The sequence below is a fragment of the Candidatus Atelocyanobacterium thalassa isolate ALOHA genome (assembly GCF_000025125.1).
Classification (GTDB): Bacteria; Cyanobacteriota; Cyanobacteriia; order Cyanobacteriales; family Microcystaceae; genus Atelocyanobacterium; species Atelocyanobacterium thalassae.
On the sequence record NC_013771.1, the window covers coordinates 848574 to 872289 of the forward strand.

Annotated in this window: 20 protein-coding genes; 11 read left to right on the plus strand and 9 right to left on the minus strand. The window is 31.0% G+C overall.

The window, feature by feature from the left end; all coding sequences use genetic code 11:
• Nucleotides 1-400 precede the first annotated feature (400 nt).
• The 5 genes from metG to acs all read left to right on the plus strand — a co-directional run bounded on the left by metG (nt 401) and on the right by acs (nt 7711).
• Nucleotides 401-2011 (plus strand): methionine--tRNA ligase, encoded by a 1611-nt coding sequence (gene metG / locus UCYN_RS03500; protein WP_012954123.1) that lies wholly within the window; start codon nt 401-403, stop codon nt 2009-2011.
• Between the two features lie 131 nt (nt 2012-2142).
• Nucleotides 2143-2748, plus strand: a complete 606-nt coding sequence (locus UCYN_RS03505; RefSeq protein ID WP_041487854.1) for a LabA-like NYN domain-containing protein — start codon at nt 2143-2145, stop codon at nt 2746-2748.
• A 39-nt stretch (nt 2749-2787) separates the two neighbouring features.
• Nucleotides 2788-3963, plus strand: coding sequence for an LPS export ABC transporter periplasmic protein LptC (gene lptC / locus UCYN_RS03510; protein WP_012954125.1), 1176 nt, complete (start codon nt 2788-2790; stop codon nt 3961-3963).
• Nucleotides 3964-4292: 329 nt separating this feature from the next.
• Entirely contained in the window at nt 4293-5435 is a 1143-nt protein-coding gene (locus UCYN_RS03515) for a DegT/DnrJ/EryC1/StrS family aminotransferase (RefSeq protein ID WP_012954126.1), read from the plus strand.
• Nucleotides 5436-5710: 275 nt separating this feature from the next.
• Nucleotides 5711-7711: an acetate--CoA ligase gene (gene acs, locus UCYN_RS03520; RefSeq protein ID WP_012954127.1), complete on the plus strand. Its 2001-nt coding sequence runs from the start codon at nt 5711-5713 to the stop codon at nt 7709-7711.
• Between the two features lie 37 nt (nt 7712-7748).
• Here acs and tatC read toward each other — a convergent pair whose 3' ends face one another.
• The 3 genes from tatC to psaM all read right to left on the minus strand — a co-directional run bounded on the left by tatC (nt 7749) and on the right by psaM (nt 9341).
• Nucleotides 7749-8513 carry a twin-arginine translocase subunit TatC gene (gene tatC, locus UCYN_RS03525; RefSeq protein ID WP_012954128.1) on the minus strand — a complete coding sequence of 255 codons (765 nt, stop codon included), beginning with the start codon at nt 8511-8513 and terminating at the stop codon, nt 7749-7751.
• Nucleotides 8514-8806: 293 nt separating this feature from the next.
• Nucleotides 8807-9154 carry a slr1601 family putative cell division protein gene (locus UCYN_RS03530; protein WP_012954129.1) on the minus strand — a complete coding sequence of 116 codons (348 nt, stop codon included), beginning with the start codon at nt 9152-9154 and terminating at the stop codon, nt 8807-8809.
• Between the two features lie 94 nt (nt 9155-9248).
• On the minus strand, nt 9249-9341 hold the full coding sequence (gene psaM / locus UCYN_RS06110; protein ID WP_071813733.1) for a photosystem I reaction center subunit XII: 93 nt from the start codon (nt 9339-9341) through the stop codon (nt 9249-9251).
• A 210-nt stretch (nt 9342-9551) separates the two neighbouring features.
• On the opposite strand from psaM, the gene UCYN_RS03535 reads away from it, so the two are divergent.
• Complete coding sequence (locus UCYN_RS03535) at nt 9552-9908, plus strand: phage holin family protein (RefSeq protein WP_012954131.1); 357 nt, start codon at nt 9552-9554, stop codon at nt 9906-9908.
• Between the two features lie 46 nt (nt 9909-9954).
• Here the strand turns inward: UCYN_RS03535 and UCYN_RS03540 are convergent, their stop codons facing one another.
• Nucleotides 9955-11361 carry a TolC family protein gene (locus UCYN_RS03540; RefSeq protein ID WP_012954132.1) on the minus strand — a complete coding sequence of 469 codons (1407 nt, stop codon included), beginning with the start codon at nt 11359-11361 and terminating at the stop codon, nt 9955-9957.
• Between the two features lie 489 nt (nt 11362-11850).
• On the opposite strand from UCYN_RS03540, the gene groES reads away from it, so the two are divergent.
• Complete coding sequence (gene groES / locus UCYN_RS03545) at nt 11851-12162, plus strand: co-chaperone GroES (RefSeq protein WP_012954133.1); 312 nt, start codon at nt 11851-11853, stop codon at nt 12160-12162.
• 60 nt (nt 12163-12222) lie between these two features.
• Complete coding sequence (gene groL / locus UCYN_RS03550; RefSeq protein WP_012954134.1) at nt 12223-13851, plus strand: chaperonin GroEL; 1629 nt, start codon at nt 12223-12225, stop codon at nt 13849-13851.
• Between the two features lie 145 nt (nt 13852-13996).
• Here groL and kaiC read toward each other — a convergent pair whose 3' ends face one another.
• Nucleotides 13997-15511, minus strand: a complete 1515-nt coding sequence (gene kaiC, locus UCYN_RS03555) for a circadian clock protein KaiC (RefSeq protein ID WP_012954135.1) — start codon at nt 15509-15511, stop codon at nt 13997-13999.
• Nucleotides 15512-15610: 99 nt separating this feature from the next.
• Complete coding sequence (locus tag UCYN_RS06275; RefSeq protein ID WP_012954136.1) at nt 15611-15706, minus strand: hypothetical protein; 96 nt, start codon at nt 15704-15706, stop codon at nt 15611-15613.
• Between the two features lie 651 nt (nt 15707-16357).
• On the opposite strand from UCYN_RS06275, the gene scpB reads away from it, so the two are divergent.
• Complete coding sequence (scpB, locus tag UCYN_RS03560; RefSeq protein WP_012954138.1) at nt 16358-16834, plus strand: SMC-Scp complex subunit ScpB; 477 nt, start codon at nt 16358-16360, stop codon at nt 16832-16834.
• 97 nt (nt 16835-16931) lie between these two features.
• Nucleotides 16932-17294, plus strand: coding sequence for a DUF760 domain-containing protein (locus UCYN_RS03565; protein ID WP_012954139.1), 363 nt, complete (start codon nt 16932-16934; stop codon nt 17292-17294).
• 247 nt (nt 17295-17541) lie between these two features.
• On the opposite strand, the gene UCYN_RS03570 is transcribed toward UCYN_RS03565, so the two are convergent.
• Complete coding sequence (locus UCYN_RS03570; protein WP_012954141.1) at nt 17542-18870, minus strand: proton extrusion protein PcxA; 1329 nt, start codon at nt 18868-18870, stop codon at nt 17542-17544.
• Between the two features lie 92 nt (nt 18871-18962).
• On the opposite strand from UCYN_RS03570, the gene UCYN_RS03575 reads away from it, so the two are divergent.
• Nucleotides 18963-21071: a hypothetical protein gene (locus UCYN_RS03575; RefSeq protein ID WP_012954142.1), complete on the plus strand. Its 2109-nt coding sequence runs from the start codon at nt 18963-18965 to the stop codon at nt 21069-21071.
• 157 nt (nt 21072-21228) lie between these two features.
• Here UCYN_RS03575 and rpsU read toward each other — a convergent pair whose 3' ends face one another.
• Nucleotides 21229-21411 carry a 30S ribosomal protein S21 gene (gene rpsU / locus UCYN_RS03580; RefSeq protein WP_012954143.1) on the minus strand — a complete coding sequence of 61 codons (183 nt, stop codon included), beginning with the start codon at nt 21409-21411 and terminating at the stop codon, nt 21229-21231.
• Nucleotides 21412-21537: 126 nt separating this feature from the next.
• Nucleotides 21538-23703 (minus strand): IMS domain-containing protein, encoded by a 2166-nt coding sequence (locus tag UCYN_RS03585; protein WP_012954144.1) that lies wholly within the window; start codon nt 23701-23703, stop codon nt 21538-21540.
• Between the last annotated feature and the right edge of the window lie 13 nt (nt 23704-23716).

The window sequence follows — 23716 nt, forward strand, 5'->3', positions numbered from 1 at the left end:
ATCTTAGATTAAGATAGTTAATAATTATTAAAATCTACTTATTCCTTTGAGAATGTTTTTTCATAGCTTGTTATTTTACAAATGTCTAATAACATATGATTTTTTGTACAGTAATTAACAAAATTCTTTTTTATGCACTTAGTCTTTAAAAAAGAATTTTCTTAGATTGCTGTTTATTATTTATGTAAGAGAATTACTCGTAAAAACTCTTAACAAAATGATTTTATTCTTAATAAATGGTTCTTAAGAATATTTTTATTGAAAAGAGAAATGTATTTAGGTTATTAGTTAAGAAGTTACATATAGTAATAACTAAAATGTACGAACACCACCTAATACTTGTGGATTCTAGATATAGAACACAAGTATACCCTCTATTAATAAATATTTATTTTAGTAAATGACCTTAGAAAAAGTAAAACCTAAAAAATTTGTCTTAACCACTCCTTTATATTACGCGAATGACTTACCACACGTTGGTAGCGCGTATACAACGATGATAGCTGATGTTATTAGTCGCTATAAAAAACTTAAAGGAGAAGAAGTTCTTTTTATCACAGGAACTGATGAACATGGTCAAAAGATAGAAAGAAATGCTGAAGCAAACAACTTACCTGCACAAGAGCATTGTGATCGAATTGTCAGTAGTTTTAAACTACTATGGGATAAGTTAGACATACAGTACGATCGTTTTAGTCGTACAACAGATACCCAGCATCAAAAAATTGTTTATGAATTTTTTCAGCGTGTTTGGGATAATGGTGACATTTATCTTTCTAGACAACAAGGATGGTATTGTGTAGCTTGTGAAGAATTTAAAGAAGAAAGAGAGTTGTTGGAAAATGGTTGTTGCCCTGTGCATTTTAATAAAAAAGCAGAGTGGTATGATGAAGAGAATTATTTCTTTAAATTGTCTAAATATCAATCACAATTAGAAGAACTATATAAAAATAATCCTGAATTTATTAAGCCAAAAAGTTGTCGTAATGAAATCTTAAAATTTGTTAACCAAGGGTTGAAGGATTTTTCTATATCTAGAGTTAATGTAAAATGGGGATTTACTGTCCCTAATGATCCAAATCATACTATTTATGTTTGGTTTGATGCCCTTCTAGGTTATATTACTGCTTTACTAGAATCAGAATCAAAAGATTCAACGCTAGATAATGCTATTTCGCAAGGATGGCCTGTTAACTTACATTTAATAGGAAAAGATATTCTACGATTTCATGCAGTTTATTGGCCCGCTATGCTTATGTCAGCAAAGCTATCTTTACCTGAATATATATTTGGTCATGGATTTTTAACAAAAGATGGGCAAAAAATGGGTAAAAGTTCAGGTAATACTTTAGATCCATTTGAATTAGTTAATAAATATGGTCCAGATCCTATACGCTACTATTTTCTAAAAGAGATAGAATGTGGAAAAGATGGTGACTTTAATGAAACCCGTTTTATAAATACTGTTAATGCTGATCTTGCTGATGATTTAGGAAACCTTCTAAATCGTACTTTAGGGATGACTCAGAAGTACTGTGAAGGGTTATTGCCTCCTATGAGTGGAATAGACTTGCCTAAAGAACATCCACTTAAAAAGATAGGATTAAATTTAGGGGAAAATGTAATCAAAGCTTACGATAATCTTAAATTTAACGAGGGTTGCGAAGAAATTTTTACCTTAATTAGAGCAAGTAATAAATTTATTGACGAGCAAGCCCCTTGGACTTTGTTTAAAAAAGGAGAACAAAAAGAAGTGGAAAAGATTTTATATGGAGTGTTAGAATCGGTGCGTCTTGTTGCTTATTTATTAGCTCCAATTATTCCAAACCTCAGTAGTAAAATCTATAAACAACTTGGTTTTTCAGTTGATTTCAATCAAGTTGAATGTTTAGAAGAAGTTATTCCTTTTGATAAACATAGTCAATGGGGAAAACTGGCTCATAACAATTTTTTATCTAAACCTCAACCTATTTTTGTTAAACTTGATACTTCTTTAAAGAACGACTTTTAGAAACTAAGAAAATCAAAAATTTTCTATTTTTTATTGAAAAAACCAACATAACGATGAAATACAAAACTGAACTTACAAATAACTTTCATAATAATTCGACCTTTTTTGATGATCAAAGAGGTATAGCAACAATGTATGACGATTTTGAGGATGATTTGCTTTTTACTCCTGAGCAAATGCTAGAAAATAGAGGAAGAGTTGCCATTTTTATTGATGGTTCTAATTTATTCTATGCAGCATTACAACTAGGTATTGAGATTGACTATACTAGACTACTTTATCGTTTAACAGAAGGTTCACGACTTCTTAGAGCTTTTTTCTATACTGGTGTAGATCGAACTAATGAAAAACAGCAAGGATTTTTGTTGTGGATGAGAAGAAATGGCTATCGGGTTATCGCAAAAGATCTAGTTCAACTTCCAGACGGATCGAAAAAAGCTAACTTAGATGTGGAAATTGCTGTTGACCTTATGGCGTTAGTTGGCTCCTATGATACAGCAATAATTGTGAGCGGAGATGGCGACTTGGCTTATGCAGCAAATTCTGTTAGTTACCGTGGAGCAAGAGTAGAAGTTGTCAGCCTGCGATCTATGACTAGTGATAGTCTCATTAATGTTGCAGATCACTACATAGATCTTGATCAAATAAAAGAAGATATTCAGAAAACTTCCAGAACTAATTTAGCCTACAATAGCTATCCTACTGTTGGAATGTTAGAACAGAACAAACCACGTTAATATTAAAATAGAAAAATATTCGATTATCATTAAAAGGTAATGGATCAAAAGTATAAAAATCAACAACAGCATTCTCTACAATTAAAATTAATTAGAAAGGGAATGCTGCTGCTATTATTAAGCTTACTAGCTTGTCAGGCAGAAGAAAAAACTAGTACAAACACTAATAATTTAGGAAAAGTAAAAGAAGAAACGAATTTAAATCTTCAAAATGCTACTTTAGAGCAATCTGATGCTGATGGAAAATTGCTCTGGAAAATACAAGTAGACGAAGCAAAATACAGCCCAGACCGTGAGAAAGCAACTTTAACTGCTGTTAAAGGTAATATCTTTGAAAAAGGTACGCTAGTTTTGCAAATTAAGGCAGATTATGGAGAAATTCAAGGAAATGGAACTAAAATTTTTCTAAGAAATAATGTTTTAGCAATTGATCCAAGAAATCAAATTGTTATTCGTAGCGAGGAGATAGAATGGCAGCCACAAGAATTACTTTTAACAATGCGTAAAAATTTACGAGGTTTTCATCCTGAGCTAGAAGTTTCTGCCAACGAAGGAAAATATTATACAGATAAGCAAAAATTTGAATTAGAAGGGCAAATTGAAGCTATATCAGAACATAAAAAGATAAAGATGACTACAGAACATTTGTTTTGGGAAATACAAAAACAAATGGTAACTAGCAATCAGTTATCAAATATTGCAAGGTTTAAGGACGATGTTATAACGGCTAATCTTATAGCTCAAAAAGCAGTTATACACCTAAACAAACAACATATTCTTGTTAAAGATAATGTTGAATATAAATCTATTCAACCACCTCTTCAAGTATCTGCTAATGCAATTTTGTGGAATTATAAAACTCGTCAAATATTTTCAGATCAACCAGTCCAGCTGGTGCAATACGAAGATAATATTACACTTATTGGGAATAAAGCTCATGTTGATTTAAATAATAATATTGCTTATCTCAAAGGAAAAGTTCAAGGACTAAATAAAAATAATAAAAGTACATTACAAGCTAATAATTTAACTTGGTATATTATCGATCAAAATATTGAAGCTGTAGGTAGTGTTTTTTATCATCAAGATGAAAACCCGAGGTTTACTCTGGCTGGAGACAAGGCTAATGGAAGTTTGAAAGAGAACACTATAATAGTAACTAATAGCGATAAAGAAAAACGTGTTGTTACTGAATTTTTTACGGATTCAAAATAAACTTAATAATTAATATTAATTATTTTTGTTAGGTATGGTGTGGATAAAAAAAATTATTAGCCCAATGTAGATATAGTACCTTTAATTTTCGGACAGAATTACTGAATAATCAAATTTTTAAATATAGTTGCTGAGTATTATTGGTTCTATATATTAAGCAAAGTTAATATAATTTAGTTTTCTAATATTAGGTTTTCAAAGTTAATTATTTTCTATGCTAAGATGCATATTGAATTAAATAATAAGAACTAATATATTATTCTTGTTTATCTAAAATATATTTTTTTTATGAAAAAAATTGCTCTTATAGATAAAAATGCTTGGTAAAAATGCAAGTAAATACTATTCCTCCCGTTGATTTAGTTCGTCAATACGAATCTATTAATAAAGAAATCGATAATACGATCCTCGAAGTGGTACGTTCTGGTCACTATATTGGCGGCTCTGTTGTACAAGATTTTGAAAAGCAACTAGCTCAGTATATAGGTACTTCTGAATGTTTAACATGTAATTCAGGTACTGATGCTCTTTATCTAGCTTTAAAAGCACTAAATATTGGCTTTGGTGATGAAGTAATTACAACTCCTTTTAGCTTTATAGCTACTGCAGAGACAATTAGTCTTGCAGGAGCAAAGCCAATATTTGCTGATATCGAGCGTAATACTTTTAATTTGGATTTAGAGAATATAGAAAAAATAATTAATCCAAAAGTTAAAGCAATTATTGTAGTTCATCTTTTTGGACAACCTGTCAATATGACTCGTTTAATGGAAATTGCCAATAAACATAATTTATATGTCATTGAAGATTGTGCTCAAGCTACTGGAGCTAAATGGAATAATAAGACTGTTGGTAGTATTGGGCATATAGGTTGTTTTAGCTTTTTTCCTACAAAAAATTTAGGAGCATGTGGAGACGGCGGAGCAATTACAACTAATGATTATGCAATTGGCCAAACTATTAAAATTATTAAAGAACATGGCTCAATGAAGCGTTATCATCATGATGTAGTTGGTATTAATAGTCGTTTGGATGCTATCCAAGCTGCCATTTTACAGGTAAAACTTCGTTATTTGGATAAATGGAATGAAGAAAGACGTGAAATAGCTCATTATTATCATAAACTACTAAGTTCGATTCCAATGATACAGTTACCCGAAGAAATTATTGGAGGGTATCATGTTTGGAATCAATATACGATCTTAGTAGCAAACGGAATCGATAATAATAAAGATTATAATAGAGATTTTTTGAAGAAATATTTACAAGATAAAGGAATTATTTCTATGGTCTATTATCCTATACCTATTCATTTGCAAAAAGTTTATGCAAATTTAGGGTATCAAAAAACGTCATTTCCAATTACTGAACAGGTATCTTATGAAGTACTTTCTTTGCCTATGTTTCCTGGTATGTTGACGCAAGAACAAAAAAGAGTTGCTAACGCTATTGCAACCAGCTTTAATCAGTAATTAATCATTGTGATTCAATTGCTCTTCTGGAAAAAATATTTTCCAGAAAAATTATAAATTAAGATATAAAAGTTATCAATAAATAGAATATTGTAATTTGTAATACAAATACATATTTACATTTTTATTAATTTTATTTTTCCAAAGTTCAATATTTTTCTATTTTTCAGAACATGGATAATACTAAATAAATATTGAAAATAATTAAAATTTATTATTAATTAAGATTATTAGGATAACTTAAAATATGATGCTTATAACCTTAGAAAAGTAACATGTTAAATCATCACAAAGAAGATACTATAGAATCTGTTCTTAAAGAAAAAAGAATTATTCATCCTCCATCTACATTTAGTGCAAATGCACGTATAAAAAGTTTTCAAGACTATGAAAAACTTTATCAAGAATCAATATCGGATTCAGAAAATTTTTGGGGGAATTTAGCAGAGAAGGAATTACATTGGTTTAATAAATGGGATCGTGTCTTAGAATGGGATCCACCCCATGCCAAGTGGTTTCTTAACGGGAAATTAAACATTACTTATAATTGTATTGATCGTCATCTTACCTCTTCAAGACGAAATAAACCAGCTATTGTATGGGAAGGAGAGCCTGGTGATTCAAGGACTTTAACTTACGAAGAACTTCATGTAGAAGTGTGTAAATTTGCTAATGTACTGAAGCAATTAAAAGTCACAAAAGGGGATTGTGTGGCAATTTATATGCCCATGATACCTGAAGCTATAATTGCCATGCTTGCCTGTGCTCGTATTGGTTCAGTTCATACAGTCATTTTTGGAGGCTTTAGTGCCGAATCCTTAAAAGATCGCTTAAAAGATTCACAAGCAAAAATCCTTGTTACTGCAGATGGTGGTTTTCGCAAAGATAAAATTATCTCCCTCAAATCTCAAGTTGATATAGCTCTGAAAAATAATTCCTCAATTGTCGAAAAAGTAGTAGTAGTAAAACGTACAAGTGAAAGTATTGCCATGGAACATGGCCGTGATTACTGGCTGCATGACTTGCAACAAGATATATCTGATAATTGTCCTCCAGAAATCATGGATAGTGAAGATGCTCTGTTTATTCTTTATACTAGTGGAAGTACTGGAAAACCTAAAGGAGTAGTTCATACTATTGGTGGATATAGTTTATATACTCACATAACGACGAAATGGATCTTTGACATACAAGATACAGATACTTATTGGTGTACAGCAGATATAGGATGGATTACAGGACATAGCTATGGTGTCTATGGTCCATTATCAAATGGAGCTACTTCTTTATTTTATGAAGGTGTTCCTCGACCTTCAAATCCTGGTTGCTTCTGGGATATTATAGAAAGATATAAAGTTAACATTTTTTATACTGCACCAACAGCTATACGTTCTTTTATAAAAATGGGAGATGATATACCTAAAAAATTTAATTTATCTTCTCTACGACTTTTAGGAACTGTAGGAGAACCTATAAATCCTGAAGTTTGGATGTGGTACTACGAAATAATAGGTAATGAAAAGTGTCCTATTGTAGATACTTGGTGGCAAACAGAGACAGGTGGAGTAATGATTACATCTTTACCTGGAGCAATATCTAGTAAACCAGGTTCGGCTTCTCTACCTTTCCCCGGTATTGTTCCAGACATAGTGGATAAAAATGGTGATAATGTCCCTGATAATACTGGTGGATTGTTGATAATTAAAAATCCATGGCCAAGTATGTTGAGAAATATTCATGGTGATCGTCAACGCTTTGAAGAAAATTATTGGAATTCTTTATCTAAGAAGTCGGACGAGCATATTTATTTCTCAGGAGATAGTGCGCGCAGAGATTCTGATGGCTATTTTTGGATTTTAGGACGTACTGATGATGTGATGAATATTTCAGGTCACCGATTAGGTTCTATGGAATTGGAATCAGCTTTAGTTTCACATCAGGCAGTTAATGAAGCAAGTGTAGTTGGTAAACCCCACGAAATAAAAGGAGAGGATATCTACGCCTTTGTAACACTGAATAATGGTTTTGAAGCAACTAATGAACTAATTAGTGAGCTCAAACAACATGTTGTTCAAGAAATTGGAGCGATTGCTCGTCCTGGAACTATTCAATTTACACGAGAATTGCCAAAAACCCGTTCTGGCAAGATTGTTAGAAGATTTTTAAGACAAATTGCAGCAAACCAAAACATAAAAGGAGATAGATCTACAATAGTTAACCCTGATATTTTAGATGAACTAAAAGAGCAAGCTCAGTTACATAATCATAAATATTAAATAATCTAAATATCTTATTTCATTTTTTAGGAGCTTATTATCTACCACTTAATTTAACAATAAAAATGCCACTAAAATACAACCCTAGAACTGCTCCTGCAAATAAAGACTGAGTCAAGGGATCTGTAGATGGTGTTAAAACAGCTCCTAAAATAACTGCTCCAACGACTATGATTCTCCATTCTTTTAACATTTGTTGAGATGATATAATACCTAAATATCCTAAGATTAATTGGATTACAGGAATTTGAAATGCAATACCAGTACTGAACATTAACAATAAAATAAATTCAAAATAACGATCAATTGACCAGGCCTGTTCAACTACGTTAGATCCGTAAGTTATGAAAAAATTTAATGCGGCAGGTATTAAAATCCAGTAAGAGAATCCTATTCCTGCAAAAAAAAGAACACTAGAGGCCAAAATTGTTGGGCCTATTAATTGGCGTTCTCTACGAGTTAATCCAGGTAAAGTAAATTTTAAGACTTGGTAAATAATAAAAGGACTAGAAATTAGTAAACCACTGTAACCGGCAACTTTTATAGAAACAAAGAAAAATTCTCCAGGTGCTAGCTGTAAAAGTTTTACTCCTTGGGCAGGAACCTCTAGCCATCTCACCAAAGGTTTTATTATGATAAAACACAAGATCACATTAAAGCATATTGCTACTAGCGAATACAAAATGCGCATTCTTAACTCTTCGATATGATCTAGTAATGGCATCTCTACTTCATCTGGTATCTCATTAAGATATTCGTCTTTTTCCAGTTGGCCAGAAGTTTTGCTTAAAGGTTGCTTCATAATATGTAAAATACAGTTTTTTATTGTATGGAATAAGGCTTAACTTCTAGTATAGTTTCTGATCTTGTTTCCTAAGACTTGTAATTGATATTATTATGTTTGGTATTTCTAAGGAATCATTATAATAAATAGTGAGTTTTTCTAAAATTATAGGAATACAATTTCATCTTTAAAAATGTTTATATCTATTACTAAAAAAACTTGTAAAGAATGGACATTAAAAATTTTTTAGTCATGATACGAAAATAATTTTTTAAATAATTTACGACTTATAACGATTTTGCTACTTCTTTTTAGTTATTTTTTTTATCTTGTAAATAAATAATTTTTCTTCGTTTAGGTTCTGTAAAATGACTTTGTTTATACATAACTCGATAAGTCATGTTAGGAGCAAAGCTGTCTCCAAACTCTTTTGCTAATTTAGAAACCCTTTGCCTAGTTTCCTGAAGTTCAGCTTGCAATTCTCTGAGATTAGTTTGTTGTACTCTTAAATAATTAAATGATCTGACGATACTTAAAATTGCAATAGTTGATAGTAACCCATTCATCATTAACTTAGTGATAACTTCTATGGTCATCCATCTGTATTCAAGATGATAGTTGTTAGTATCCTGTTCTTGGTGAATATGCTTTTTAGACATTAGATAATAAATAAAGCTATATTGCTTACGAAGTTCTCTAACAGTAATGCTAGAGAACTGTACATATATCTGCTAAAGCTAGCAGACACATATATTATTTGTAAAGTTCCGTGGACAAACGGAATGCTAGGATACCAGGAACTAAAGCAATAGCTAAAGCAATAAAAATTTGTGCATTAGATAGCATAGGCCGTAAACTCCTTAAAGTTAACAAATGAACTACTTCTCTACTTTGCTTCATGATAAGATTTTATGAAATATTTTGTTACAAAGGTTTAACTTTACTACCTATCTTTTCTTAAAGAAATTAAATTATATTTTCTTTGAGGGACATGGTTCTCAACTTTTAATTACTTAACTTATAATATAAAAAAATAATAAGTAATGAAAAAATAACATGATAAGTTTATTGATTGTTTGGATTACGACGGCAATAAGTCTTTTAATCGTTAGCAAACTTCCTATTGGTGTCAATATGGATAGTTTTAGTAAAGCGTTAAAAGCTTCTATTATTTTTGGAATTCTTAATACCTTGTTAAAACCAGTTTTGGTTTTTTTAACAATTCCTCTAACTATAGTAACGCTTGGATTATCTTTATTAATTATTAATGCTATGATTTTCGGTATTACTTCTGTATTGGTTGAAGGTTTCCGCTTAAAGTATGGTTTATGGAGTGCTATTTTAGGATCAGTTTTTTTAAGCTTGACTAACAATACTGTACTAAAAATACTCTCAATTACAGGTTGGAGCTAAAAGATTAGATATTTTTATTATCACTTTACTTATATGATTTATTAAATTAAATTCTTTTAAATAGTAGGCTATCTGGAAAGTTACTAACTGCTCTTTGGAGCAGGTTTATAGAACGATTATATTCAATAATTGCCTGTAAGAAATCTCCTCTTGCTTTAGATAAATCTCTTTGAGCATCTATTACATCACTCTGTACTCCTATTCCTGCTTGAAATCTCAATCTAGCTAATCTCAAACCCTCTTCTCTAGTAGTAATATTTTTGCGTGTACTCTCTATATTTCCTTTATTAGCAATAAGGTTATAATAAGCCTCTTCAACTTCAAAACGAATTTGGCTACGTAAATCTGCAAATTGAATATTAGCTTGGTCAATTCTACGTTCTGCAGCTTTAACGCCTGCAAAAGCTCTACCGCCATCAAACAATCGCCATCTTAAACGAGTTTCGAAACGATAATTAATTAGTGCTCCTAACGCATCTTCAAATTCATCATTAAAACCATATTGAGCGATAATATCTAGTTTAGGAATAATTTCTGCGATCGCAATACGACGATCTTGTTTTCCTATTTCTACTTGAATAAGTTGTTGTTCTAGTTCTGCACGGTTTTTATATGCTTGAACTATAGTTTCTTCTAATGAAAGTTTCCAATATCCTAGTTCAGTAATATTATCAGCAGCTGACAACTGAATTTTTTGACCTAAGTTCAAAGTTTCCGTGAGCTTTTTTATTGCTATCCTCTGCTTTGCAACAGTTCTTGCTAATTGTTCATTAGCAGTCGCCAAATCTCCATCTGCACGTAATACATCAAACTTAGTTCCCAAACCAGCTCTTTCTAGAAGCCTTGCATCTCGTAAAGTTTGAGTAGCATTCTCAACATCTGCCTGAGCAATAGCCACTTCAGCATCAGCATTTTGTAAAAGATAATAGTTGTCTGTTGCTTCAAAACGAATCTGTTCAGCTATTTGTTCAAGCTGCAGTTGTCGATTTCTAATTTCTCTTTCTGCTTTTCTTATACGACCTTCTCTTTCACCACCAGTGTAAATATCATATCTAAGGGAAACATTAAAAATACCTGTTGTTTCTCTAGAACTTGCTGCAACCTGTTTTTTAAAACCTTGACTAAAATCAGTTGATTGTCTCTCAAAAAATTTATGATTTAAACGTGAGTCTATATCTAAGCTAGGATAAAGTTTTGATTCCTGCTCAGTTAATCTTGCTTTGAATTCTTCTATGGTAACGCGAGCATTTTCTATCTCTTGATTATTTTGTAAAGCTACAAAGATTACCTCTTTGAGGGTAAGAGGCCTATTAAATATAGTGTTTATATTATTCTTTTTAATAGAGGATACAAGAAACCGATCGTCTGTACTTGTATATCTAAAGAACGATTTTAAAGCATAATTACCTTGTTCAAAACTAGGTTTTATAAATAATTTATACTCTTCTTGCATGGTAGGCGAAGCCTGTGCCACTAGTGACAAGTTAAATAGCAACACCATTAAATAACTAGCACATGCGTAGTAATTTAGAAGGAACATAATTTTTTACAAAAATTAAAATTAGATAACTACAGTTTGAACCAAAAATCTAAAATAGAAATACTTACCAAGTTATAATACAGTTTGTAATAATCTGATTCAATAATAAATTTAGTTGATCACTATTGTTACATTACTTACCATAATTAATATATTTTTATGGTTAGCTTAAAACTTTTTTGCAAAATTTTGATGATTTATTATGAAGATTTTTCATACCGTATCAGACTCTATATGAATATCTTTAATGTTTAACAATACAAAGTTCGGGAACCCGTACACTATGAACAGTTGCCAGAACTCCTAATATTTCGTTAAATTAGCACTCAAGGATTAAGAGTGCTAACTCTTAAGTTATCAAAAACTCTTGATTTTTAATAAATATTAAAGGAGGATTTATTCATGGCAGCAATTAGTATCAATGTATCTACTGTTAAACCCCTTGGTGATCGGATTTTTCTTAAGGTTAACCCCGCTGAAGAAAAGACCGCCGGAGGCATTTTGTTACCAGACAACGCTCAAGAAAAGCCTCAGATTGGTGAAGTAGTTTCTGTGGGTCCTGGTAAGCGCAATGATGATGGTAGTCGTTCTGAGCTAGATGTCAAAGTAGGCGATAAAGTTCTTTACTCCAAATATGCTGGAACTGATGTCAAACTATCTGGAGAAGACTATGTATTACTTTCCGAGAAAGATATCTTAGCAGCTGTTGCTTAAAATAAGCATAGCAAACTCTTATTAACTTTATTTAAGATTGACATAACAGAGGAATAATCTATGGCTAAATCTATTGTTTACAATGAAGACGCACGTCGCGCATTAGAAAAAGGGATGGACATCCTTGCAGAAGCTGTTGCTGTTACGCTTGGTCCTAAAGGTCGTAACGTAGTTTTAGAAAAAAAATTTGGTGCACCACAAATTGTTAATGATGGTATTACCATTGCAAAAGAAATTGAGTTAGAAGATCATATTGAAAACACAGGTGTATCTTTAATTCGTCAAGCTGCTTCAAAAACCAATGATGTAGCTGGAGATGGGACAACTACTGCTACAGTATTAGCTCATGCTATTGTTAAAGAAGGTTTACGTAATGTTGCTGCTGGAGCTAATCCTATATCCCTAAAACGTGGTATTGACAAAGCTACTAGTTTCTTAGTAGATAAAATTGCAGAGCATTCAAAACCTATCGAAGATTCTAAAGCTATTGCTCAAGTTGGTTCTATTTCAGCTGGCAATGATGAAGAAGTAGGCAAAATGATTGCTGATGCTATGGATAAAGTTGGCAAAGAAGGTGTTATTTCTCTAGAAGAAGGTAAATCAATGTTTACCGAACTAGAAATTACTGAGGGAATGCGTTTTGATAAAGGGTATATCTCTCCTTACTTTGTTACAGATCCTGAGCGTATGGAAGCAGTTTTTGAAGAACCATGTATTCTTATTACTGATAAAAAAATTAATTTAGTTCAAGATTTAGTTCCCATATTAGAACAAGTTGCTCGTCAAGGAAAATCTCTAGTCATTATTGCTGAAGATATTGAGAAAGAAGCTCTAGCGACTTTAGTAGTTAACCGTTTACGTGGTGTCTTAAATGTTGCTGCTGTCAAAGCTCCTGGTTTTGGAGATCGTCGCAAACAAATGCTCGAAGATATTGCTGTTCTTACTGGCGGTACTGTTATTAGTGAAGAGACAGGATTAAAGTTAGAAAGTGCAACAATTGAAATGTTTGGATCTTCCAGACGTATTATTATGACTAAAGATAATACAACTATTGTAGCTGAAGGTAATGAAGAAGCAGTTAAATCTCGTTGTGATTTAATTCGTAGACAAATTGAAGATTCTGACTCTTCATACGATAAAGAAAAACTACAAGAGCGTTTAGCCAAATTATCTGGTGGAGTCGCAGTTATCAAAGTTGGTGCTGCTACAGAAACTGAAATGAAAGATCGTAAACTTCGATTAGAAGATGCTATTAATGCTACAAAAGCTGCTGTTGAGGAAGGTATTGTTCCCGGCGGTGGAACAACACTGACACATTTTGCTCCAATATTAGAAGAATGGGCGAATACTAATCTTGACGTTAGTGAAGAGTTAACTGGTGCATTAATTGTTGCCCGTGCTTTAACTGCTCCCTTGAAACGTATTGCTGAAAATGCAGGTCAAAATGGAGCAGTTATTGCTGAACGTGTTAAAGAAAAAGATTTTAATACTGGTTATGATGCTGCTTCAGGTCAATTTTCTGATATGTTAGCTAGTGGAATTGTTGATCCAGCAAAAGTAACTCGTTCCGGTATACAAAATGCTGCTTCTATCGCTGGTATGATTTTAACTACTGAATGTATTGTAGTTGACAAACCGGAAAAAGAAAAATCTTCTGCTGCTGGGGGTCCTGGGGATTACGACTATTAAAAAACCTCTTTTTAAATAAATAAGGAATGCTCTGTCTTATTTTAAGACAGAGCATTCCTTATTTAAAAAGAGGTTTAATCTATTTTTTGAAAAATCAATTCTATGGTTTCTTTTTATCTTTAATATCACGAGCAATATAAAAAATTTAACTTTTCTTGTCAATATTTACTCTGGTTGAAGAATCATCAACTATACTCTTATTGTTGTGAGATGAGTTCTCAATAATAAAACCATTATGATTAATTGTATATTCTCTTATACTCTTGTCATGCCAAGAGCCTCTCATTTTAAAAACATTAATAATTTTGGACATTTTCTCATTGTTTTCTATATATTTAAGCATTAATATTGTGTCTGTAATAGTAGAAACATGAGATTCCGTTATTGAATGACTTTCTATGAATTGATCGGTTGTATTCGTAAAAAATACTGTGATTTCTTCTTGCTTTACATATCCTGTTATTCCAATTATAAATTGGCGAAAAGCATTTTTTGTAACGCCTCGAGCTAAAGCGGATAGAGAATCAATAGCAATACGAGAAGGCTTAAATTTAGAAATTTCTGACTTTATAATTTGTAAATGATCTTCTAGACTAGCAGATTCTGGATAAGTGCATAACAATTTAAGAAGTCCTTTTTGCTCCATTTTTCCAAAATCAATACCCCACGACATTGCATTGCGAGACAATTGAGCTTTAGATTCCTCATAAGCAAATAAAATTGTTCTTTCTTCTTGATGACATCCTTCTTCCAAAAACTTACTTAACAATAAAGTTTTTCCAGTTCCTGTTATACCTGTTACTAAAATAATAGAATCTTTTAAAAACCCTCCTCCACACATTTCATCCAGAGTTTGCACTCCAGAGGAAATACGTACATTAGATGATCTTTGAGTTAATCTCATAGCTCCCAAGGGAAATATATTAATTCCATCATTAATAATAGTGAAAGGGTATTCTCCATTCATATGAGTAGTACCACGTAATTTAAGAATTTCGATTGTACGACGACGACGTTCTTCTTCCAAAACATTACGTACAACAATTACATTGTCTGAAACGAATTCTTCGATACCAAATCTAGCAATCTGCCCATACTCTTCTACTCTTTCTGTAGTTAAGATAGAAGTTATTTCTAGTTGTTTTAATCTAGCTACAAGACGAAAAATTTCTCTCCTTATTACGGCAACTGCATTATATTGTTGAAAAACTGCAGTTACAGAGTCAATAGAAACGAGTTTAGCTTTATATTTATGGATAGCATATTGTATTCGTTCAATTAACGCTGATAAATCAAAATTTTCAAATATTTCTTGTCCTTCAGGATTTGGAGATGCATCAAGAATAAATAAATAACCATCGTCAACTAGCTTTTGTAAATCCCAGCCAAAACTATATGCGTTTTCAATAATGTCATCTGGAGACTCCTCAAAGGTAACGAAAAGACCAGGATAATCAAAATACTTAATTCCGTTATATAAAAACTGTATAGCAAGAAGTGTTTTACCAGTTCCTGAAGTTCCACTAACAAGGGTTGTCCTTCCTAACGGTAACCCTCCATGTGTTATTTCATCTAAACCATCTATCATAGTACGAATTTTACGAACACCTTTAAGAGCTAACTTTAATGATGTATCTTTTCTTGAAAAAGGCTGATTCATAACTTTTTAATTAGTTATCTCAATATTGAAAATCTTAACGGAACAAGTTGAAAATTTATTTCTAATTCAGAATTAAAGCAATATATTTTTTCTAGATGATTAAGAATCATTAATAATAAAGCGATAATCTAAAATTGTTTTTTCACTCTGTTCATCTAATTTCATTTGTTTTGATATCTTATCAATTAATTCCATATAAAATTTTAAAATCTAAAAACTTACTGTCTAGAATAATTTCTTTGTAACTATTTTTTAATCATTCTAATGACTTTTCTTTTTTTCAAAGATACTATGTATAAAACTCTTGGTAATTTTATACATAGTATTTTCTTGAACATCTAATTTTTCTCTAATTTGCGTCATCTTGGAACAAATGACCTCAGCAGTTTTTAACCTTGAATATCAAGAAAGTCATATCATGACTAATAATTACTTTAATATTTACTAATCTAATAATAAACTTAGTAATCATGATAGAAACAATCTAGAAATTGAATATCATCTCTAATAAAAATTTCTTTTACATTAGAATTCATTCAACAAAAGTATGAATAGTATGGCAATATTTTATTTAAATTATATGAGTAGTTAATACAATTCTCATTTTAATTAATATTCTTATGAATATTAGGCTAATCAAAAATTAAAGCAAATTAACTTTAGTTTCATGTTTTCTAATAATTAATGTGTCTTAAAATATAAAGTTGTCATAATTAGATTTATTTTTTTATATCTATTGTTTTCTGTAATAGCTTAAAATAAATAAAAATTTTCTATATATTGGACTTATATCAATTCTTTTTGATATGGTTAATTTTTCTTATCAACAAAAGGTGTCATTTAATAATGGTAAAGTTAGCAACAAAAATTGAAGCAGTTTTATACCTTAAAGGTCAATCCTTGAGCCTAGTCGATATTGCTAAGTATGTAAATCATGAGATAGAAGTTGTACAAGATGCAATAATTGAATTAATGTCAGATTATGCGTATCGTGACAGTGCATTGGAAGTCATAGAAACAGAAAATGGATATAGTTTGCAACTTCGTCCAGTTTTCAATGATCTTACCGATAATATAATTCCTGCTGAATTAGGAAAAGCAGTTTTGAGAACTTTAGCAGCAATTGCTCTTAAAAACCCTATTATCCAAACTGAATTAATTGAGCTAAGAGGAAGTAGTGCTTATCAACATGTACAAGAATTAGTAGAGTTAGGTTTTGTTCGAAAATATCGTCAAAAAACCGGACGTTCATATCTTTTAGAAATTACTTCTCAATTCCATCAGTATTTTGAAATTGATCAGCTTCCAAAATCAATGAACTAAATCTTTAGCTATTTTTTCCAGTAAGGTTTATATTGTAATAACACATAAAAACAACAAAAATATAAGTAAATTAAACTCAAATTTGGAGTTATAGTGAATGGTATTTAATTTTGATTTCCTCTCAGAAGAACAAGAGCCGAATCCCCTCATACAATACCTGAAACAACAGCAGCCTGAAACATTATCACGTATAGCGCAATCTGCTAGCCCAGAAATTCAGCAAATTATCACCAAAAATGTACAAGGATTACTGGGAATGCTTTCTTCTGGAGACTTTAATATACAAATAGCTACTGATCGAGAAAATTTAGCTAGTCTTCTTGCTTCTGCGATGATGACAGGATATTTCCTTAGTCAAATGGAACAACGGAAAAATCTAGAAGTTAATTTTTCTACTGCTGAATTCTTGAACTCGAATTCATCCTCTAATCAAGCAGAAACAAAAAAAGAAGAGGGGTAAGAGGAATCATAAAAGAACCGAGATATTAAATTCTCTTGCGATTTTTTTATGATTTCTCTTAATAAAATTTTATCCGCCTCTAGAAAAGCTCCCCATAACAAAAGCAGATAATAATATTCCTGGACTTAGTAAGGCAATTAATAGCAGTAATTGTTCGATAGTCATTTTAGTTCAGATTGTAATATCTTCCATTTGTTAAACTAACGCAATTTTTCTTAAATTTCGCTAAATTAACTAAATTTTAATATTATTCATTCATATTTTTATATGTAGCTACAGCCGAAGGAGAAATACGATTAAGATAGCGGAATATCCAATACTTAAGAACTGTATCTAAAATAACTGGAAATGTTGCGATAAAAAGAAAATTAAATTCTTGATTTTCTGGTAATCCAAAATGATGAGAGATTCCTTCTAAGATAACTTCCCATCCATGAGGAGAATGGAATCCAACAAACATATCTGTGAATAAAATAATTAGAAATGCCTTGGCTGGATCACTTAATCCATATAAAATCTCGTCTAGAAAAGCTTTTAGAATTTCTATCTCTTTTCTACTAAATCCAACAACTACCATAAAAGCAATTACAGAAAAAAGATCAGCAAAAACATTACCAACTGAATTTATACCCTGTGTCCGATATTGTTGTGTTATTTCTTGAGCTTTTTCTTTAACTTTTTCTTCAACTTTTTCTTCATTTAAGGGTTCTCTTAATCCTATCAAACCTTGGAATCTAAGAATTTCCTCATAATGGCTTAATTCTTCGAAAGCTTCTTCCTCTAAATCTTTATTGATAAATACTACTTGTCCATGATCCTGAAAATATTGACGAATTACTGGAGTTAATAAAAATGTCTTAGTGAGTTGGTGAGTTAATAAAGGAACTATTATTAGTAATAAGATAAATTTAATAGAAAGAGCAGTCCTCAGTCTAGATTTACGATGTTTATTCAGAACTTTTTCTTCGCTATCTTCTGATTTAGGATCTATTTCTTGTCTAAGTCTGTTTAGTGTATCAACAAAAGATCTTGGTAAAACACCTATATTTTTATTGCTCGATGCTAAGCGATAGTTATTCTTTTGAGATATATTTTCTGAATAGTATATATTCTCAGTTTCTTCTTTCTTTTTCGAAGCAGTTTCTTCTGAAATTATCGAGCTTTCAAGATTATCATTATCTTTTCTTAATTCATACTTAAATATAATTTTGTCAATAAATTTTAATTTTTCAAAAAAAATTGTGTTATTTATGAGACTATGTCGTCCTTTTTCACTTGATATTTTTTCATCATTAAGATCTTGTGAAATATTCATAACTTTTAAAAATAGTCGACTAGTTTTAAAAATATTTAACTCTAAATTGATCTTTTTAAGATAACTGTCAATTTCTGTCTTAAAATATGAGACAACGCTGCTGCCATAACTAGTATTATCTTGAGATATTATTTTTCCACCAAAATATTTATCTTCAATTTCTTTTATTTTTAAAGCCATTTTATAGGCGCGATCTAAAGATCTTTCTGGAGTTGATGTCAGCCAATCAAAAGTTTTTTTAATCGAGAACTGAATTTTCATAGTAACTAGTACGCTTATTTATAATAAAAAAATAAAGAATAAAAATATTTTAGGAATAATTGTATGTTAACTAATTTGATTGAGGAATGTTTGTGAAGTTAACCTCCTTATGGATTGAAGGAACCACTCATGCTGGAAAAACGACCCAGTTGGTTAAGAATTTTTTTCATTGGGTTGAAAATAGATGCTATAAACAAAGTTTATCTCCCATACAATCGATTACTCAAAATCTTGCTTCATCAGTATTAGTTTTATCTGCAAATGATGACAACCGTCGTAAACTATTTGATAAACTTTCTTCTGTAACTAGAGGAAAATATGCTATTCATTGTAAGACACCTTTAGGATTCATGAGAGATGAATTAAAGTTATTTTGGCCTCTTTTATTTGAAAGACTAAAGCTGAAAGAAGAATTTCCATTGTTCTTAAGAACTGAAACTGAGCAGGAATTTGCAACCAAACTATGGAAACCGTATCTGGAAAAGTACCAAATATCGTTTACTAAAAGTAACGAGTTTCGATTTATTCGTCAAACTCTAGATTTACTACAACTAGCTAGTGCTAGTGGAGTTATGGTTGAGGATATATCTTCTATCTTAGAGTATGGTTTACAAGAAGAATACTACTTTTTAAAAGAAATTCATAACTTTATTAATACTAAACAAACATTACCAAAACTGCAGCAAGAATTAATTACAGAATGGCAACAATGGTGCTTTAGCCGTGGCATAGTAACTTATGGACTTATTTATAATTTATATTGGCAATACTTATTGCCTAACTCTCAATACAGAGAATGTTTAATAAATCGTTATCATGGAGTTTTCGCAGACGATATTGATGATTATCCTGCTATAACTAAAGATTTATTTCAATTTTTTATAAATCATCAAAAATTTTGTGTCTTTACCTATAATCCATATGGTCAAGTTCGGCTAGGACTTAGTGCCGATCCCGATTATTTAAGGCTTATAAAACCTTATTGCAACACACTGATACTGCCTACATTCCCAAAACTTTTTGGTATCAGTAGTCAAATTATTTTAGAACAAATAGATAACCCTTTATCTTCAAAAAAACTTCCTTATTTTTTTACATCAATTGAGACCAGCTCAAGAGCTAAGCTTCTTAAAAAAACAGCAAATTTTATAATCAATGCTATCGAGAACCACCAAGTTACCCCTAAAGAAATTGTAATCATAGCACCTGGCTTGGATGAAATTGCTCGTTACACTCTAATTGAAACTCTATCAATAGCTAATATTCCTGTTAGACTTTTGAACGAACAACGTCCCCTTATAAGTTTTCCGATCATTCGTGCATTGTTAACCCTTTTAGGACTGGTTTTTCCTGGATTAGGGAAATTTGTCGAAATACATGATATCGCACAAATGTTAACTACTTTAAGTTATGATTACGAAAATCATATAATGACAATTGATCCTGTTAGAGCAGGAATTTTGGCCGACAATTGTTTTTATATGGATAAGCAGTATCCTAAGCTACTACCTTTGGAACAATATTCTAGATGGGATAGAATAGGAGCCCAGGCGGCTGAAGCTTATAAAAAGTTATATCTTTGGGTAAAAGAGACAAGGTATAAAATAGAAAAAGAACAACCTTCTAATCCTATAGAGATAATTGATTCAGCAATCAAAATATTTATAGAGTCTAGATATCAACTACCCCATGAACAATTGTTAGCTTTGCAAGAACTTACAGAAACTGTTCAACACTTTTGGGAAATAGATTATCGTTTACAAAAATATAATACAAACACGAAGTCTCTAACAAATAATTTAATTGATTTTATTCAATTACTTAAAAAAGGCATAGTTACAGCTAATCCTAAACCTGAGGATTATTTTAGCGAAAAAACTGACTATGTAACTTTAACTACAATTTTTCAATATCGTTCTTTAAGAAGTTCTCATAATTGGCATCTATGGTTAGATACATCGTCTCATCTATGGGAAACAGCTGGAGCATCAGTTTTGTTTTGTGCTCAATTATTTTTAAGGAATCAACTAAGTAACTTAGTTGAATCAGAAGAAAATAAGAAACGTTTAAAACGTATCCTTATGGATTTATTAGGAAGAGTAAACAATGAGGTTATTTTATGCCATAGTGATCTAAATATTAAAGGCATGTATCAATCTGGGCCATTGTCAAACCTTATTAATAATTCGAAGATAAGATAAAACTTTTATAGTTATCGTTTCAATCAATATGTTTCAGCTAATAATAAAAAAAACCCTAACTAAAATCTAAAGTTAGGGTCTTATTGACTATCTAAACTTGAATTAATCTTAGATAGTAGAAATTATATGGTTGTTTAAATTTGATATCTTATCAAACTTAATTTCGACGAGATCTTTGTCTTTGCCGAGTAGCTTCTTTTCGCTTACGCTTTTCTTCTGGCGTTTCGAAAAATTGATGCTTTTTATAGTCTGTATAAATTCCAACTCTAGCAACCTGTCTCTTAAATCGACGTAATGCAGATTCTATAGGTTCGCTTTGACCAACAACTACTTGAGTCATTATGAAAATTAACACCTCCTTTTTTGTTTGGTAAATTAATTATTTTTTATTAAAGCCTATTTAAGACCATTCTCTCAAGCTTAAAAGATATCTTTGTTATAAATTTAGACAAGTAGTAATGGAAATTTAATTAATAACATCAATTTCTTGAATTAGCCAACGATTATTTCTACGAAGCAAAGTATATTGTACTCTTAGAATATCATCATAAGAATAACTCATAGTACCTTGGTGATAGTATTGACCGGTTTCCTTGATGTCAGCTTCGCCAGTAACTTGATCTAAATTATTTTGATTAGATTTCAGAGAATTAACTGTAATGTTATGGCTATAAACCCAATAACTTTGACTCTGTTTTAGTTTTTGGGCATGATTACGCCATTTTGAAAGTAAAGGATCAACTAAAATTTTATTTAATGAATCAATATCATGATTTTCTCCAAATGCTTTAGATTTACTTGATAACCATACCTTAATTAATTGATGAAAACCTCTTGGTGTCAATACACCTGTTGTCTTGACAATTTGTTTATTAGCCAGAGGTATATTAATCAAAGGTTGGATAAGAGATACTTTGTATTGATTCCTCTCTAAAGCAAACAATGGAGAATTTATCTTATATGCTAAAACTAGACAAGTACTTGTTAAACTCACTCCACCCAAAATAATTAAAATATTTTTTCTAGATTTCAGGATAAAGTAACAACTCTCAACATAATTATTTTTGAGTAGTATTTTTAAAAGTTGAGTAGTAGATAGAACTCCTTTATTAAACTGAACTCTAATAACTTTTTTTGTAAAGTTTCGTACGTAGTTTTTAACGTTTGATACGGAAAGGTTATTTTGTACCTTATAAGTTTTTTTAGTTTTTGAAGATAAAGGAATAGTGGGATTTTCCGTGGATAGAGAGTTCGGGAATGAAGTTAGGCTAGTTGGTTGAAATTTCTGTAAATTTTGTCTGTAGTTATAGTATTGGGAACTTTTTTTGAATGTATCAGTTGCAGGGGTTAAATCATCTTTTCTATCAAGCTTTACAAAACCATCTAAATAGGTTTGAACTTGCTTGTCAAGAAAGTACTCTTGTAAAGAAATTGGTAATTCTTTTAGGTCTCTAAAAGAATTATAAACTTCAGTTTTTAACCATATTTCACTGTAAAGACATAAACCAGGTAATAAATCAGGAGAACCTTGAGAGTTGACTCTAATAAAATTTAAGATTGGCTCGTTTTTTACCTTATTCAATAAAATTTTCTCAGCCAATTGCGTCTGCCCTAATAGTAGAGCTACAACAGTTTGTTCTATAGCAACTTTTTGATGAGATTCTAGATTCTCAAGTATCGTTTGAGCTTCTAAAATTAAAAAAGGTTTTTTTCTAAAAAATCCAAGGGCTATTAAGATATATACTTTTAAGTAAGATGCTACAAGAGAAGAAGAGTTTTTATAAGTATCTACAAAAATTTGTTTTTGTTCATCAATGGTCAAATGAATTCTAATTTGTTGAAGAAAGCTTAAAAAATCATTGGTTTTAAGATTAGAAAGGCTTTTGGTTTGTTCATTAATTTTATGCCGATCTTCGAGCATACTTTTTAATAAATTAATTCCTTTTTGCCTGAGAGTTTGATAATGAATAGGGTAAGCTAGCAACTCTAAGATGCGATAAGGTCGTAGCTTATTAAGCTCTGAACAAATTTCTTCTTGTATAGACAAGAAAAAGCGATTTTTTTCTAAAAATGCTAATCCTTTTAATCCAGCAGCAGCAGCTTTTTCATATGTCTTATCATGCCAAAGCTGCCGAGTAATTTCTAAATAAGCTAAAGAAATACTAAGGATTACATCCATTTTAATACTCTTTAAGCCACTGTCTTCTACATTCTTGGGGAAAGATTGAAGATGATTCTCTCCGTATTGTATGACCAATTCATATTCGCTTAGTTCATAAAGTATTAAAAGAGCTCCAGAAAAATAATCTTCATGAATGTCAATACTTGAACTTTTTATAGAATTTTGTTCCTGGGTTACTATGTCTGATTGTTTATGATCAGGTACGAAGCTTTTATTGGTACTAGAGAAAACTAGTTTTAAAAAATTTGACTCGTAATCCGTTCTTGTAATTGGATCAGATAGAACTTGATAAGCTTCGTTTAATAAACTTATACGTTTTTGAATTACATCCTCACTATATTCACAGTGAGGAAGTTGTGTAGTTCTATCTTGATAAGCTTGATGAAGTTGCTCATCTATTGTATCTGGAGAAACTCCTAATATTCTGTAATAGTCTAAAGGTATATGCACGTTTGATTTCCTC